Consider the following 13,930-nt stretch of genomic DNA (forward strand, 5'->3'; position numbering starts at 1 on the left):
TGGGTGATGCCTACTCCTGCCAAGGCCCCGAACGGTCGCACCGGCCGCCCGCCGGTCACCTCGCGCGCCGCGATCCTGGCCGCCGCACGCCAGCTGATCAGCACCTGGCCCTGGGCCGTCGAGATCCTCACCGCCGACGGCTTCGTCGGCCTCCTCGACGACGCAGCCCTCTGGCCGGTTGAGGCGATCGTCGCCGGCGCGGTCGAAGCCGGCTGCACCCATGAACAGGCCGTCGTACTGTTCCGCAGCGTCTGGTACTACACGGTCGGTGAGATCCTCGTTCGCGCCCGCTCACCCCACCGCACCAGCTCCGGTGAGACGCCGCGCTTCGACTTCCCCAACAACCTCGACCCCGCACTGACCCCACAACTGACCGCCATCGGTGCCGACTGGAAGACCTACGCGGCCGGCGACACCTTCCCGATCGGTCTCAGCGCACTCGTCGACGGACTACTGGCCCAGGCGACAACTTAAACTTGTGCTGGTGAAGATTTCTCATGTGGTCTGGGACTGGAACGGCACCCTGTTGCACGACAACGACATCGTGCTGGCGGCGGTGAACGAGGTCTTCGTCGAACTCGGCGGTACGGTGATCACCTGGCCGGCCTGGCAAGCGGCGTACACGCGTCCGATGCGCGTCTCCTACGAGAACGTGCTGGCCCGCCTGCTCAACGAAGAGGAGTGGGCGCAGGTCGACAAGCTCTACCACGACCGGTACGACGCCCTCCTCGCCGAAGCCCTGTTGGCCGACGGCACCCAGGACGTGTTGGAGCAGTTGGCCGAGTCCGGCCGCACCCAGTCCCTGCTCTCCATGTGGTTCCACGATCGCTTGACCCCGACGATCGACGAGTTCGGCCTGACGTCGCACTTCACCCGCATCGACGGCCTCGTCGCCGAGGTAGGCGGCGGCTCCAAGGCCGACAGCCTCACCCGTCACCTCGAGGCCCAGAACCTCGACCCGGCCAACGTCGTACTGATCGGTGACGTAGTCGACGACGCCGAAGCGGCCAAGGCCGCCGGCGCCACCAGCATCCTCGTCACCACCGGAGCCATGAGCCGCCCAGCCCTCGAAGCAACCGGCATGCCCGTCACCTCCTCGATCCAGGAAGCCGTTGCCCTGCTGGACTAGCGGGTTATTGCTAGCCGGGATCGCTGAACGACACCGGCTTCCCGGCAGCACGGGCATAGGCGATCTCCCTGGTCGTGGACTCGCCGACATAGCCGCCGGGATTGACGACCAGAACGCGGTCAGCCAGATCGATCTTGCGCAGATGAAGCTCGCCCAACGCGATCTTCTGTTCGTCCGTGATGACATCCGCGGCGTCCAGGAAAACCCCTGGCGCGACAACGATGACGCCAGCCAAGCTCAAGTCCCGGTTCGCCACCCGCATCTCCTCGGCGAACTGCAAGGAGCCGCAGATGCACACGATCTCAGGTCGCTCAGCCACAACCCACCCCTCGGCTCGAACGGATAGTCCTCGGCGTGTCACCAACAGGTCGACAGTGTAGGTCTTGGGGGTTGCGGCGGTGGCCGGGCGGGGAGCTGGGATGGATCTGCCGGTCGCGTACACACCGACTGTTAGTACGCTCACCGGCCGCCCGCCCCAGCACCACCGTCACGCTGCAGCACGACCACCACGGCTGCGCACTAACAGTCCTTCTGCACACCCGCAACCCCCGCAGTGCTGCCAGCCGCGACGCGGCGGCGGGTTCCGGGCAGGACACCTCACTCCCCAAACCGGTTCGGGGAGGATCCAGGACGGATTCGGGGGGCGGATCCACCCCGAACCCCAAGCAACGGTCACCTCTGGTCGCCGCCTGCACAAAGCTGCCCCAGCCGTAGCCCCGGAAGCCCAGCCAACGCGCACATGATCGCCGACCGCACCATCCCCCTCAGCCACAGGACTGCCCAGCCACCCTGCTTCTCAGTAAAGCGGCCGCAGCGGCGAGCAACCACCGAGTACGCCACCGGCCACACTGGTTGACCACGCCATGGGGGATCAGCGCCACCCACATGGCTAACGTCCGAAGGATCGGAGACCGGCCCTCCGTCATGGGCCACCCGGTTCCGTGGTCATGTTGATGGTTTTGCCGTCGGGGAGGCAGCGGTGGGGTAGGCCGAGGGCGGTGAGGTGGGTGGCGGCTTGTTCGGCGCCTTGGGCGTCGGGGTGGTTGGAGCGCCAGTGGGGGACGATGCGGTACGGGACGAGGCGGAGGCACTGCGGTTCGGTGGTTGGTGGGTAGCCGTCGGGGAGGGCGGCTGGGTCGTCGATGAGGTCGATGCCTTGGAGGTCTGGTCCGGCGACGCATGCTCCTGCGGAGTAGCCGCCGTAGGAGAACTCGGGCCGATGCGCTTGTCGGTGAAGGGCATCGCGCAGGCGTGCCTGCGTCATCGCGCGTGCCAGGACGAAGGCGTTGCCGCCCAGGGCCCAGACAAGATCGAGGCCGTCCAGACGTGCGGGAAGTTCATCAGGGTTCGCGAAGTAGTCGCGCAGATCGAGTTCCTCGCAGGAGTAGCCGAAGCTCTCCAGAGTGCGACTCTCCCGGGCATAGTCGCGAGAACGCGAGGCGCCGTACAGGTCGAGTGCGTTGAGCACGATCCCCGCCTTGCCGGTGACCAGCGTTCCGGACAATCCCGACGGCTTGCTGTCGGGCGTCAGGTACCAGGAGCTCAGCACCAGTCGCATCAAGACCTCCCTGTCATCGGATCACGCGGTGGTCACCAGCTTGCCCTGCTATCGGCACCGGGTTCGCGCATGGAACGGCGGTTCGGGGGCACCGGCGGCAGAGAGGCCCAAGCAGAGAGGCCGACGACACCGAGCTGACGATCGGAGGACGGTGTGAAGATCGGGTACTTCCTGTCGAGCGAGGAGTACGCGCCCGCTCAGCTGATCGAGCAGGCCCGGATGGCCGAGGACGCCGGGTTCGACGGGTTGTGGATCAGTGACCATTTTCATCCGTGGAACGACGAGCAGGGGCAGAGCGCGTTCGTCTGGTCGACGATCGGCGCGGTGTCGCAGGTGTGCGAGTTGCCGGTGACGACTGCTGTCACCTGTCCGACCGTGCGGATCCATCCGGCGGTCATCGCGCAGGCGGCCGCGACGAGCGCCGTACTGCTCGATGGACGGTTCCGGCTCGGGATCGGGACCGGCGAGGCGTTGAACGAGCATGTGCTCGGGTCGGTCTGGCCGACGGTCGACGTCCGGCTGGAGATGCTCGAAGAGGCCGTGGAGATCATGCGGCGGCTGTGGACGGAGGAGGGGTTCGTCTCCCATCACGGTAAGCACTACACCGTGGACACCGCCCGGATCTACACGCGTCCGGACGAGCCGCTGCCGATCTACATGTCCGGCTTCGGTCCCGAGGCGACGGATGTGGCCGCGCGGATCGCGGACGGGTACATCACCACGTCGCCCGATGCCGAGCTGCTCGGCCGCTTCCGCGCGAACGGCGGGAGCGACAAGCCGGCGCAGGCCGGGTTCAAGGTCAGCTACGCGCCGACCGAGGCCGAGGGCGTCGAGCAGGCGCACCGGATCTGGGGCAACTCCGGCCTGCCGGGTGAGCTCGCCCAGGTCCTGCCGTCACCACGGCACTTCGAGCAGGCGAGCCAGCTCGTCACGAAGGAGGCGACCGCCAAATCCGTGACCTGCGGTCCGAAAGCCGACGACCACGTCGACGCGTTCACGCCGTACGTCGAGGCCGGGTTCGACGAGATCTACGTGGCCAACATGGGTCCGCACTCCGTCGACATGATGAACCTCTACCGCACCGAAGTACTGCCCGAACTGCGCCGTCGTCACCCTTAGGAGGAACTATGAGCACGAACCCGATTCCGGTCCCGCCGGTCGAGCCGCTGCCCGACCTGACCGATCCCGCGCCGGGCGAGAGCAACCCGGACCCGGACCTCGACCCGAGCCCGGCTCCCGCGCCCGACCCCGACGAGGACCCGGACGAGCAACTCCCGCGCTTCTAGGCTCCGTCGGCGTGCACTGCCAGCAGATCCGCGATCGCGCGGTTGCAGGGAGTCGGTACGCCGAGGGCGCGGCCCCGGTCGACGACGTCACCACTCAGCCACGGCACCTCAAGGCGGTTACCGCGCTCGAGGTCGTGGTGCATCGAGGACGTCATCTCGGCCGGGGCCTGATCGACGAAGGCCAACCGGTCGTCGGCGAAGTCGGCTGGGATCGCGACGCCCTGGGCGCGCGCGACCTGGACCACCTCGTCCATCACGTCACGCAGGAATGCCCGTGAGCGCGGGTTCGCGCGAATCGGCCCGATCGGCGTCCGCGTGCTGGCCGTCGTACCGGACAGGCCGACCAGGAAGACGAACTTCTCCCAGATGGTCCGCTCGATCTCGTTGCTGACGGCAACATCAATGCCGCCGTCGGCACAGGCCGCGCGGAACGCCTCGACCCGCGCCGACGCAGACCCGTCGTACTCGCCGAAGACCAAGCGCTGCAACGTACCGGTGTGCTTGATGACCCCCGGCTCGGCGATTGTCGCGCCGATGTAGGCGACCCCGCCGACCACATGCTCCGGTCCAAGGATCCGACGCAGTACGTCGTCCTTCACGACCCCGTTCTGGAACGACACCACCGCGGTCCGCTCACCCAGCAACGGCTTGATCAGCCCAGCCGATTCCTCGGTGTCCCACAGCTTCACGCCGAACAGTACGACGTCCGCCGGCGCCAGCTCGCTCGGATCATCCGTCACCTCGACCGTCGGCAGATGCACGTCGCCGAGCTCGCTCTGCACCCGCAGCCCGTTGGACCGCAGCGCCTCCAGCTGACGCCCCCTGGCCACGAAGGCAACCTCATGCCCCGCCGCCGCCAGACGTCCCCCGAAGTACCCGCCGATCCCGCCAGTCCCCATCACCGCAATACGCATGCAACCACCCTCGCACAGGCCCTGGGAGCACCCTCCGGCCACCGGATTGCGAGACGCTTACCGTCGAGACCTTTGCGTAAAGATGTGCTTACTGGGCGAGAATGCGCGGGTTCGCGCTTGCCCGACCGGCCCTTCCAAGGGTTCGATAGCAGGTGTGGAGCAGACGGAACAGCATGACGGGGTCTCGTACCGGACGTTGATCTGGCTGGCGGTGGCCGCGTTCTCGACCGGGATCGACGGCTACGTGCTGGCGGGTCTGCTGCCGGCGATCGCCGACGACCTGCGGGTGACCGAGCCGGCGGCCGGTCAGCTGATGACGGTCTTCGCGCTCACCTCGGCGATCGCGGCCCCGATCCTCGGTACGGCGACCAGCCGGTGGGAGCGTCGCCGGACGATCGCGCTGGCGTTGGCGGTCTTCGTGGTCGGCAACCTGATCGTCGCGCTCGCCCCGAACTACGGCGTCGCGATCGGCGGCCGCGTGGTCGCCGCGCTCGGCGGCTGTCTGCTGAACGCCGCGATCCTGGCCTACGTGATCGCGCAGACGCCGATCCGGCACCGCGGCAAGGCGCTGTCGTTCGTCCTCGGCGGCTGGATGACCGCGACCGCGCTCGGCGTACCGGTCGGTCTGGTCATCGGTCAGTCCAACTGGCGATTCCCGATGGTGCTGGTCGCCGTGGTCGGCACGATCGCCCTGATCGGGATCCTGCTTCGGCTGCCCGAGCTGCACCTCCCGGCCGGCACTCTCGCCGACCGGCTGCGGCCGCTGCGTCAGCCCCGGCTGCTGGCCGGCCTGCTCGTCACGGTCGGCATCTTGTGCAGCAGCTATACCTGCTTCACCTACGCCACCCTGATCTTCGGCCCGACCTTCAAGGCGGACTGGATGATCATCCTGATCATGTTCGGCTACGGCCTGTTCAGCATGCTCGGGAACGCCGTCACCGGTCGGCTCACCGACCGCTTCACGCCGATCCGGGTACTGACTGTCGTGCTCTGCGGACTGCTGCTGAACTCGATCATCGGCGGGCTCGCCCTCAACTACGCGCCCGTCACCGTGGCCGCCGTGATGGGGCTGGCCTGGTTCTTCCTGGCCGGCGTCGGCAACGGCGGCGGCGCGGTCCCCCAGCAGGCCCGCCTCGGCATGCTCGCCGGCGACTCGGCCGCGATCGTGATGGCCCTCAACGGCAGCGCCATCTCACTCGGTGCCGCACTCGGCGGTGGCCTCGGTGGCATCACGCTGGCTGCCGGCGCCGCACCGCACACCCTGCTCGCGGTCGCCGCCGTCATCCTCACCATCACCCTCGGCATCCACCTGCTCGTCGCCCGTGAACCTGCAACGTCCGAAAACACGCCGACCACGCACCGCGGGTCTTCGGACGCTGTGGGGGGTTAGGCGCGGTGATCGGCGGCCAACTCGCGAGCGAGGGCGAGGGTGACGTCATCCAGGGTCGCGGGGTGGAGGACTGCGTGCTGGGCATAGGCAGCACGCAGTAGGAGTTCGACGGAATCGGCGCGGCCGGGAGCTTCGGACGCGACCGACCCGACCGAGGCCGGGTCGAACGGGAGCTCCAGCAACCGGTAGATCTCAGTCAGCAACGGCCTGAGCAACTCGTCATCACCCAGCACGACCAGCGCGCTGAACAGCCAGCCGTCGCGCACCACGCGCTGCCCAGTTCCGATGAGCTTGACGACTCCACGGGCGTTGACGCTGTGCGCCCCCGGGCAGTACTCCCCCGGTACGGCGCCGACGCGCGCGTCGATACCGAGGTCACGGAGTACACCGGCGTACAGGTCTCCGTAGTGCGCGAAGCGCGACTCCATCCCGTCGGGAGCCAACCGCTCATGCCGGACATGGTCGACCACGAGGGCCTCGGTCGTGTACGCAACGGGTCGTCCACCGACCGCCCGGACCAGCGGCGCGAAGCCTGCGTCCCGAGCAGCCTGTACGGCGGCCGCGAAGCCCGGCAGGCGGGTATCCCGGCGACCGAACACCACCACCGGAGCAGCCGGTCGGTAGATCCGGAGCGCCTCATCCAGATCACCGTCGGAGGCACGCCGTACCAGCGCATGAGCGACCGCGAGCTCGAGAGCTTCTTCACCTTGTTGCAGAGAACCGGAGTACACATGCACCTCGGAATGGTGCCACGGGCCGATAGTGTGCCCGCATGGAGGAGGCCGAGCCCGACGTACAGGCACGGGTCCGCGCGAGCTTCGAGCGCCAGGGCCTGATGGAGCACCTGGGTGCGCGGCTGACCCGCATTTACCCGGGGTGTGTGCACATCGAGTTGCCACGCCGCCCCGAGGTCACCCAGCAGCACGGCTACTTCCATGCCGGGGCGACCAGCGCGATCGCTGACAGCGCAGGTGGCTACGCAGGCTTCACCCTCTTCGCTCCGGACAGCTCAGTACTGACCGTCGAGTACAAGATCAATCTGCTGGCGCCGGCCGAAGGCGACTACCTCGAGGCGGTCGGGACTGTCCTGAAAGCCGGTCGTACGTTGACTGTTTGTCAGCTCGAGGTCTTCGCGGTGGAAGGAGATCGTCGCACGTCGATCGCCACCGGGCAACAGACCTTGATCCAGATCGCGGCGCGTCCGGAACGCTGAAACGTTCGATCAACAGTTAACACCGCAGGCAATTTCGTCGGGGTCGGAGGCGCATTGTCTCGGGGTCCGGAAAGGTCTGAAAGAAGTTGACCGTGAGTACATCTTGACGGGGCCGGTCAGCACCTGATTACTGTTAGTGAGTAAGCCGACGGGGTCGGACCGCAGGCGATCTGGGGCCGCCGAAGTCCGTATGCCACTCGTCGTCGTCCAGTCGTCCGTGTGATCCGCCCGTCTCTCCGACAGCTGATCCACGCTGTGCCTTGGCTTCGTCGTGCCCGGGCAAAGCATGCAGCGTGGCGTTCCCTTCTGCCCAGACCACGCATGCGTGGTGCTGACGCATGCCCGCAGTCGATTCGAACGGTGGTGTGTTTGTCATGACCCTGACCGAACCTGATGTGAGCGCCAACGGACAGCCGCAACTCAGCCTTGGTACGGCGGCCGCCCGCAACCTGGCCACGACCACGAAGTCCGAGCCGCAGATGCAGGGCATCACCTCCCGGTGGCTGCTCAAACTGCTGCCCTGGGTGGAGGCCAAAGGTGGCGCCTACCGGGTGAACCGCCGGCTGAGCTACGCCGTCGGCGACGGCCGGGTCACCTTCACCACCTCCGGTGCGGAGGTCCGGGTGATCCCGCAGGAGCTCTGCGAGCTGGGCATGTTGCGCAGCTTCGACGACGTCGAGGTGCTGAGCGCGCTCGCGGACCGTTTCGTCCAGCGCGACTTCCAGCCCGGTGACGTGATCGTCGAGCGCGGCCACCCGGCCGACCAGATCTGCCTGATCGCCCACGGCAAGCTGGACAAGATCGGTGTCGGCAAGTACGGCGACGAGACCGTGCTGCAGACACTGGTCGACGGCGATCACTTCACCTACAAGGCGATTCTGGAGTCCGACGACCTCTGGGAGTTCACGGTCAAGGCGACCACGCCGGGGACGTTGCTCTCGTTGTCCCAGCAGTCGTTCGAGGAACTCGTCGGCCAGTCCGACAGCCTGCGTGCCCACATCGAAGACTTCCGCAACAGCCCCGAGGCGGCTCAGGACGAGTACGGCGAGGCTGCCATCGAACTGGCCTCCGGCCACGCCGGCGAGGCCGAGCTCCCCGGCACGTACGTCGACTACGAGACGACCCCGCGTGAGTACGAACTGAGCGTCGCGCAGACCGTGCTGCGGGTGCACACCCGGGTCGCGGATCTCTACAACCACCCGATGGACCAGACCGAGCAGCAGTTGCGGCTCACCATCCAGGCGCTGCGCGAGCGGCAGGAACACGAGATGGTCAACAACCGCGACTTCGGCCTGCTGCACAACGCGGACCTGAGCATGCGGATCCCGACCCGCAGCGGCCCGCCGACGCCGGGTGACATGGACGAGCTGCTCAGCCTGGTCTGGAAGGAGCCGGCCTTCTTCCTGGCGCACCCGCGCGCGATCGCCGCCTTCGGCCGCGAATGCACCAAGGCCGGCATCTATCCGGACGCGATCGACGTCGGCGGACACCGGCTGCCCGCGTGGCGCGGCGTACCGATCTTCCCGTGCAACAAGCTCGGGATCAGCGAGACCCGGACCAGCTCGATCATGCTGATGCGCACCGGTGAGGACAACCAGGGCGTGGTCGGCCTGCACCAGACCGGACTGCCGGACGAGTACGAGCCCGGTCTGTCGGTGCGGTTCATGAACATCAGCGAGAAGGCGATCATCAACTACCTGGTCAGCGCCTACTACTCGGCCGCCGTCCTGGTCCCGGACGCCTTAGGCGTCCTCGAGAACGTGGAGATCGGCCGCGAGGGCTGATCCATGAAGCAACAGCAGCCCTACGAGCTGCCCGACTTCTATGTGCCGTATCCCGCCAGGATCAATCCGCACCTGGAGGGAGCCCGGACGCACAGCAAGTCCTGGGCCTACGAGTTCGACATGATCGACGTACCGCAGGAAGGGCATCACGTCTGGGACGAGCACGACTTCGACTCCCACGACTATGCGCTGCTGTGTGCGTACACCCATCCCGACGCGACCGGTCCGCAGCTGGACCTGGTCACCGACTGGTACGTGTGGGTCTTCTACTTCGACGACCATTTTCTCGAGCTGTACAAGAAGACCCGGGACATCCCGGCGGCCAAGGCCTACCTCGATCGGCTGCTGTTGTTCATGCCGGCCGAAGGTGAGATCACCGAGGTTCCGGAGAATCCGGTCGAGCGCGGTCTGGTCGACCTGTGGAACCGGACGATCCCGTCGATGTCGACGGACTGGCGGCGCCGGTTCCGGATCACCACCGAGGCTCTACTCGCCGAGTCCCTGTGGGAGCTCTCGAACATCAGCGCCGGCCGGATCGCCAACCCGATCGAGTACATCGAGATGCGGCGCAAGGTCGGCGGCGCGCCCTGGTCGGCGAACCTGGTCGAGTACGTGACGGCCGAGGTACCGGAGGCGATCGCCGAGACCCGGCCCATGCATGTACTGAGTGACACGTTCTCGGACGCCATTCACATGCGGAACGACCTCTTCTCCTACCAGCGCGAGGTCGAGGTCGAGGGTGAGGTCAACAACGCGGTACTGGTGATGGAGACCTTCTTCGGTTGCCCGACGCAACGGGCCGCCAACCTGGTCAACGACATCCTCACCTCGCGGCTGCATCAGTTCGAGAACACGGCCGTGGTCGAGGTGCCCCAACTCCTGGCGGAGAACGGGATCGATCCGCAGGGACATCTCGACGTACTGAACTATGTGAAGGGCTTGCAGGACTGGCAGTCCGGTGGTCATGAGTGGCATCTGCGATCGAGCCGCTACATGAACAAGGGCGGCAAGGCCGCGTCGACGGGCCTGGGCAGTGGATTCGGTACGGCGGCGATGCGGATCGTGTCGTCATTGGTTGCCACCGCTCCTTATCGGGCCCGCAGTCACAGCTTCACGCCGTACCAGCCGGTCGGGCCGACCACGCTGCCCGACATCTACATGCCCTTCAAGGCCAAGAGCAGCCCACATCTGGACAGCGCGCGGTTCGCGGTGCTCGAGTGGGGCGAGCGGACCGGGGTGTCCGACGGCACGATCTGGGACGCCCGGATGCTCGAGGCGTTCGACCTGCCGCTCTGCGCGTCCGGCATCTTCCCGGATGCCTCGACCGAGCAGCTCGCCCTGGCCAGTCAGTGGCTGGCCTGGGGCACCTATGCGGACGACTTCTACCCACAGGTCTTCGGCCTGCGACGTGATCTGGCGGCAGCAAAGGCAACCACGGCACGGTTGTCGGCGCTGATGCCGCTGGACCTGAACGGCCCACCGCCGGTGGGACCGTTGGAGGTCTCGCTCGCGGATCTGTGGCAGCGCACTGCCGGCCCCATGGACGCGGAGAACCGGCGATCCTTCCGGCAGGCCGTCGACACGATGACCGAGAGCTGGCTGTGGGAGCTCGCCAACCAGGCGCAGAACCGCATCCCCGATCCGGTCGACTACGTCGAGATGCGGCGCCGTACGTTCGGTTCGGACCTGACGATGAGTCTGTGCCGGATCGGCCACGACCGCCGGATCCCGCCGGAGGTCTACCGGTCGCGTCCGGTGCAGGCGATGGAGGCCGCGGCGGCCGACTACGCCTGCCTGCTGAACGATCTCTTCTCGTACCACAAGGAGATCCAGTACGACGGCGACTTCCACAACGGGGTGGCGGTCGTGCAGAACTTCCTGGCCTGTGGCAAGGACGAAGCCGTTGCCGTCGTCAACGACCTGATGACGGCCCGGATGCAGCAGTTCGAGCGCGTCACCGAGACCGACCTGCCGATCATGATCACCGACTTCGACCTGTCCGACGAGGTCGGCAAGGCAGTGCTCGGGTACGCCGACGAACTCCGCAACTGGATGTCCGGAATCCTCGTCTGGCACGAAGGCTGTCATCGCTACCAAGCCTCCGACCTGCCTCATCGCCAAGCCGCCCTGCCGCATCGCCTCGGTGCACCCACCGGGCTCGGCACCTCCGCCTTCCGAATCCACAGAAAGGCCGGTGCAGCATGACGGTCGACCAGGAACAACCCCAGCTCTCCCTCGGTACGGCGGCCGCGCGGCAACTGTCGACGACCACCAAATCCGTTCCTCAGATGCAGGGCATCACCCCCCGCTGGCTGCTGAACCAACTCCCGTGGGTGGAGACCAAGGGCGCCGCGTTCCGGGTGAACCGGCGGACGACCTTCTCCGTCGGGGACGGCCGGCTCAGCTTCTCGGTCACCGGGTCGGACGTCCGGGTGATCCCGGCCGAGCTGTCCGAGCTGCCACCGCTGCGCGGATTCACGGATGAGGACGTGCTCAACGCGCTGGCCGACCGGTTCCATCGTGAAGACGTTCAGCCCGGTCAGGTGATCGTCGAATTCGGCAGCCGGGTGGACGACGTCGTACTGATCGCGCACGGCAAGGTGGCCAAGACCGGTGTCGGCGAGTACGGCGCCGGTACCGACCTCGGGACTGTTGCCGACGGCGACCATCTCGGTGCGCAACTGTTGACCGAACCGCCGGAGCATCTCTGGGAGTACACGGCCAAGGCACTGACCAGCTGTGTGATCCTGCGGCTGAGTCGTCACGACTTCACCGAGCTGGTCGATCGATCTGAGGCTCTCCGCGCTCAGCTCGACGAGTACCGGCAGCGGCCGAGGCAGGCGCAGAACAAGAACGGTGAGGCGGAGATCGATGTCGCCTCCGGTCACGCCGGCGAGGATGTGCTGCCCGGCACGTATGTGGACTACGACCCGGCACCGCGGGAGTACGAGCTCAGCGTCGCGCAGACGATCCTGCGCGTGCAGACCCGGGTGGCGGACCTCTACAACGACCCGATGGACCAGACCGAGCAACAGCTCCGGTTGACCATCGAGGCACTCCGCGAGCGGCAGGAGTGGGAGATGATCAACAACCGCGAGTTCGGTCTCCTGCACAACGCGGACTACAACCAGTGCATCTACACCCGCACCGGTCCCCCGACACCCGACGACTTCGACGAACTCCTCACCCGACGGCGAAAGCCCCGGCTGCTGCTCGCCCATCCGCGCGCGATCGCCGCGTTCGGCCGGGAGTGCACCAAGCGGCGCATCTACCCCGAGACCACGGTGGTCAACGGCAAGACCGTGCACGCGTGGCGCGGCGTACCGCTGCTGCCGTCGAACAAGATCCCGATCTCCGACACCAACACCACCTCAGTGCTGGTCCTGCGCACCGGTGCCGATGACGAGGGTGTCATCGGGCTGCACCAGACCGGCCTGCCGGACGAGTACGAGCCCGGCCTGAACGTCCGATTCCTCGGCATCAGCGACAAGGCGATCATCTCGTACCTGGTCAGCACCTACTACTCGGTGGCTGTTCTCGTCCCGGACGCGCTCGGCGTTCTGGAAAACGTCGAGCTCGGTGGATGAGAGGGATGAGATGTCAACACTCCAAGAAGAGACCAGTCAGGGTGATCGTTCGGCGGCCGAGGTGCTCGCCTGGAGCCGAGAGGTGGTCGATCCGGCACTCCGCGCCGCGGTAGCCACCCTCCCACCGGCGACGCGACGGATCGCCGACTACCACTTCGGGTGGGCCGACGAGGAGGGCCGGCCCGCGCATGCCGACAGTGGCAAAGCGATCCGGCCGGCGCTCGTTCTGCTCACCGCGCAAGCAGTCGGCGGTACGACGGAGTCCGCGCTACCGGCCGCGGTCGCGGTCGAGCTGGTGCACAACTTCTCCTTGCTGCACGACGATGTGATGGACTGCGACACGTCGCGACGGCACCGCGCCACCGCGTGGACCGTGTTCGGTCTCGGGCCGGCCATCCTCGCCGGCGATGCGTTGCTCGGCCTGGCCTTCGACGTACTGGTGGGAAGCGGTCACCCGGCTCGCGGCGAAGCTGCTCGGATCCTCGGCGCGGCGGTCCAGGAGTTGGTGGACGGTCAGTTGGCCGACGCCGAGTTCGAGACCCGGGCCGACGTCGTACCGGCGGAATGTGTGCGGATGGCGCAGCTGAAGACCGGCTCTCTGCTCGGGTGCTGCACGGCCCTCGGCGCCCTGCTCGGTGGCGGGCGACCCGATCAGGTCGACCACCTCCGCCTGTACGGCGAGGATCTCGGGCTCGCGTATCAGTACGTCGACGACCTGCTCGGCATCTGGGGGACGCCGTCGGTCACCGGCAAGCCCGTGTACTCGGACCTGACCAGGCGGAAGAAGTCGTTGCCAGTGGTCACGGCGCTCGCCTCCGGTACGCCGGCCGCCCGGGAACTCGCCGCGCTTTACGCGCGGACCGACGAGCTGTCGCCGGACGAGCTCACGACGGCGGCCGCGCTGGTCGAGACCGCGGGTGGCCGCGCGACCAGTCAGGCGCAGGCCGACGCCCTGCTGACGGCCGCTCTGGGTTCCTTGATCACCGCCGGCGCGATCGCGCCCGCGTCCACCGAACTGGAGAGGCTGGCTCGGCTCGCAACACGCCGCGATCACTGAAGGGGGGATCCG

The 13,930-nt window shown here is 67.3% G+C and carries 14 protein-coding genes; 10 read left to right on the forward strand and 4 right to left on the reverse strand.

The genetic code is table 11. The features are described from left to right. Positions 1 to 6: 6 nt before the first annotated feature. Together ACIA49_RS01995 and ACIA49_RS02000 are read left to right on the forward strand one after the other, a co-directional pair. Entirely contained in the window at positions 7 to 474 is a 468-nt protein-coding gene (locus ACIA49_RS01995) for a hypothetical protein (RefSeq protein WP_396375213.1), read from the forward strand. Positions 475 to 484: 10 nt separating this feature from the next. Continuing rightward, on the forward strand, positions 485 to 1,129 hold the full coding sequence (locus tag ACIA49_RS02000; protein WP_396375214.1) for an HAD family hydrolase: 645 nt from the start codon (positions 485 to 487) through the stop codon (positions 1,127 to 1,129). Positions 1,130 to 1,139: 10 nt separating this feature from the next. Here ACIA49_RS02000 and ACIA49_RS02005 read toward each other — a convergent pair whose 3' ends face one another. Together ACIA49_RS02005 and ACIA49_RS02010 are read right to left on the reverse strand one after the other, a co-directional pair. Next, entirely contained in the window at positions 1,140 to 1,448 is a 309-nt protein-coding gene (locus ACIA49_RS02005; protein ID WP_396375215.1) for a hypothetical protein, read from the reverse strand. 603 nt (positions 1,449 to 2,051) lie between these two features. Continuing rightward, the gene (locus tag ACIA49_RS02010; RefSeq protein WP_396375216.1) at positions 2,052 to 2,687 is read right to left on the reverse strand and encodes a Type 1 glutamine amidotransferase-like domain-containing protein; all 636 of its coding nucleotides are present in this window, start codon (positions 2,685 to 2,687) and stop codon (positions 2,052 to 2,054) included. Positions 2,688 to 2,840: 153 nt separating this feature from the next. Between ACIA49_RS02010 and ACIA49_RS02015 the strand changes: the two genes are divergently transcribed. Beyond that, a complete protein-coding gene (locus ACIA49_RS02015) occupies positions 2,841 to 3,806 on the forward strand; it encodes a TIGR03557 family F420-dependent LLM class oxidoreductase (RefSeq protein WP_396375217.1) in 966 nt (321 codons plus the stop codon). A gap of 8 nt (positions 3,807 to 3,814) precedes the next feature. Then, entirely contained in the window at positions 3,815 to 3,973 is a 159-nt protein-coding gene (locus ACIA49_RS02020; RefSeq protein WP_396375218.1) for a hypothetical protein, read from the forward strand. Here the strand turns inward: ACIA49_RS02020 and ACIA49_RS02025 are convergent. After that, the gene (locus ACIA49_RS02025; protein WP_396375219.1) at positions 3,970 to 4,887 is read right to left on the reverse strand and encodes a ketopantoate reductase family protein; all 918 of its coding nucleotides are present in this window, start codon (positions 4,885 to 4,887) and stop codon (positions 3,970 to 3,972) included. The genes ACIA49_RS02020 and ACIA49_RS02025 overlap by 4 nt on opposite strands. A 154-nt stretch (positions 4,888 to 5,041) precedes the next feature. Here ACIA49_RS02025 and ACIA49_RS02030 point away from each other — a divergent pair, with 154 nt between their 5' ends. After that, positions 5,042 to 6,277 carry an MFS transporter gene (locus tag ACIA49_RS02030; RefSeq protein WP_396375220.1) on the forward strand — a complete coding sequence of 412 codons (1,236 nt, stop codon included), beginning with the start codon at positions 5,042 to 5,044 and terminating at the stop codon, positions 6,275 to 6,277. Here ACIA49_RS02030 and ACIA49_RS02035 read toward each other — a convergent pair. Next, positions 6,274 to 7,014, reverse strand: a complete 741-nt coding sequence (locus ACIA49_RS02035; protein ID WP_396375221.1) for a biotin/lipoate A/B protein ligase family protein — start codon at positions 7,012 to 7,014, stop codon at positions 6,274 to 6,276. The genes ACIA49_RS02030 and ACIA49_RS02035 overlap by 4 nt on opposite strands. A 35-nt stretch (positions 7,015 to 7,049) precedes the next feature. Here ACIA49_RS02035 and ACIA49_RS02040 point away from each other — a divergent pair, with 35 nt between their 5' ends. The 5 genes from ACIA49_RS02040 (at position 7,050) to ACIA49_RS02060 (ending at position 13,918) form a co-directional block, all read left to right on the forward strand. After that, positions 7,050 to 7,490, forward strand: a complete 441-nt coding sequence (locus tag ACIA49_RS02040) for a PaaI family thioesterase (RefSeq protein ID WP_396375222.1) — start codon at positions 7,050 to 7,052, stop codon at positions 7,488 to 7,490. 374 nt (positions 7,491 to 7,864) lie between these two features. After that, on the forward strand, positions 7,865 to 9,274 hold the full coding sequence (locus ACIA49_RS02045) for a family 2B encapsulin nanocompartment shell protein (protein WP_396375223.1): 1,410 nt from the start codon (positions 7,865 to 7,867) through the stop codon (positions 9,272 to 9,274). A gap of 3 nt (positions 9,275 to 9,277) precedes the next feature. Continuing rightward, positions 9,278 to 11,479, forward strand: a complete 2,202-nt coding sequence (locus ACIA49_RS02050) for a germacradienol/geosmin synthase (protein ID WP_396375224.1) — start codon at positions 9,278 to 9,280, stop codon at positions 11,477 to 11,479. Then, positions 11,476 to 12,861, forward strand: a complete 1,386-nt coding sequence (locus ACIA49_RS02055) for a family 2B encapsulin nanocompartment shell protein (RefSeq protein ID WP_396375225.1) — start codon at positions 11,476 to 11,478, stop codon at positions 12,859 to 12,861. The genes ACIA49_RS02050 and ACIA49_RS02055 overlap by 4 nt, the downstream gene beginning before the upstream one ends. A 10-nt stretch (positions 12,862 to 12,871) precedes the next feature. After that, entirely contained in the window at positions 12,872 to 13,918 is a 1,047-nt protein-coding gene (locus tag ACIA49_RS02060) for a family 2 encapsulin nanocompartment cargo protein polyprenyl transferase (RefSeq protein ID WP_396375226.1), read from the forward strand. Positions 13,919 to 13,930: the final 12 nt, after the last annotated feature.

The organism is Kribbella sp. NPDC051587 (assembly GCF_044453945.1).
Classification (GTDB): Bacteria; Actinomycetota; Actinomycetes; order Propionibacteriales; family Kribbellaceae; genus Kribbella.

What these genes read in the sequence shown, in the direction of transcription:
- ACIA49_RS01995 (WP_396375213.1), top strand. Translation starts at nt 7, where the DNA reads ATGCCTACTCCTGCCAAGGCCCCGAACGGTCGCACCGGCCGCCCGCCG.
- ACIA49_RS02010 (WP_396375216.1), bottom strand. Translation starts at nt 2,687, where the DNA reads ATGCGACTGGTGCTGAGCTCCTGGTACCTGACGCCCGACAGCAAGCCG.
- ACIA49_RS02020 (WP_396375218.1), top strand. Translation starts at nt 3,815, where the DNA reads ATGAGCACGAACCCGATTCCGGTCCCGCCGGTCGAGCCGCTGCCCGAC.
- ACIA49_RS02025 (WP_396375219.1), bottom strand. Translation starts at nt 4,887, where the DNA reads ATGCGTATTGCGGTGATGGGGACTGGCGGGATCGGCGGGTACTTCGGG.
- ACIA49_RS02040 (WP_396375222.1), top strand. Translation starts at nt 7,050, where the DNA reads ATGGAGGAGGCCGAGCCCGACGTACAGGCACGGGTCCGCGCGAGCTTC.
- ACIA49_RS02045 (WP_396375223.1), top strand. Translation starts at nt 7,865, where the DNA reads ATGACCCTGACCGAACCTGATGTGAGCGCCAACGGACAGCCGCAACTC.
- ACIA49_RS02050 (WP_396375224.1), top strand. Translation starts at nt 9,278, where the DNA reads ATGAAGCAACAGCAGCCCTACGAGCTGCCCGACTTCTATGTGCCGTAT.
- ACIA49_RS02055 (WP_396375225.1), top strand. Translation starts at nt 11,476, where the DNA reads ATGACGGTCGACCAGGAACAACCCCAGCTCTCCCTCGGTACGGCGGCC.
- ACIA49_RS02060 (WP_396375226.1), top strand. Translation starts at nt 12,872, where the DNA reads ATGTCAACACTCCAAGAAGAGACCAGTCAGGGTGATCGTTCGGCGGCC.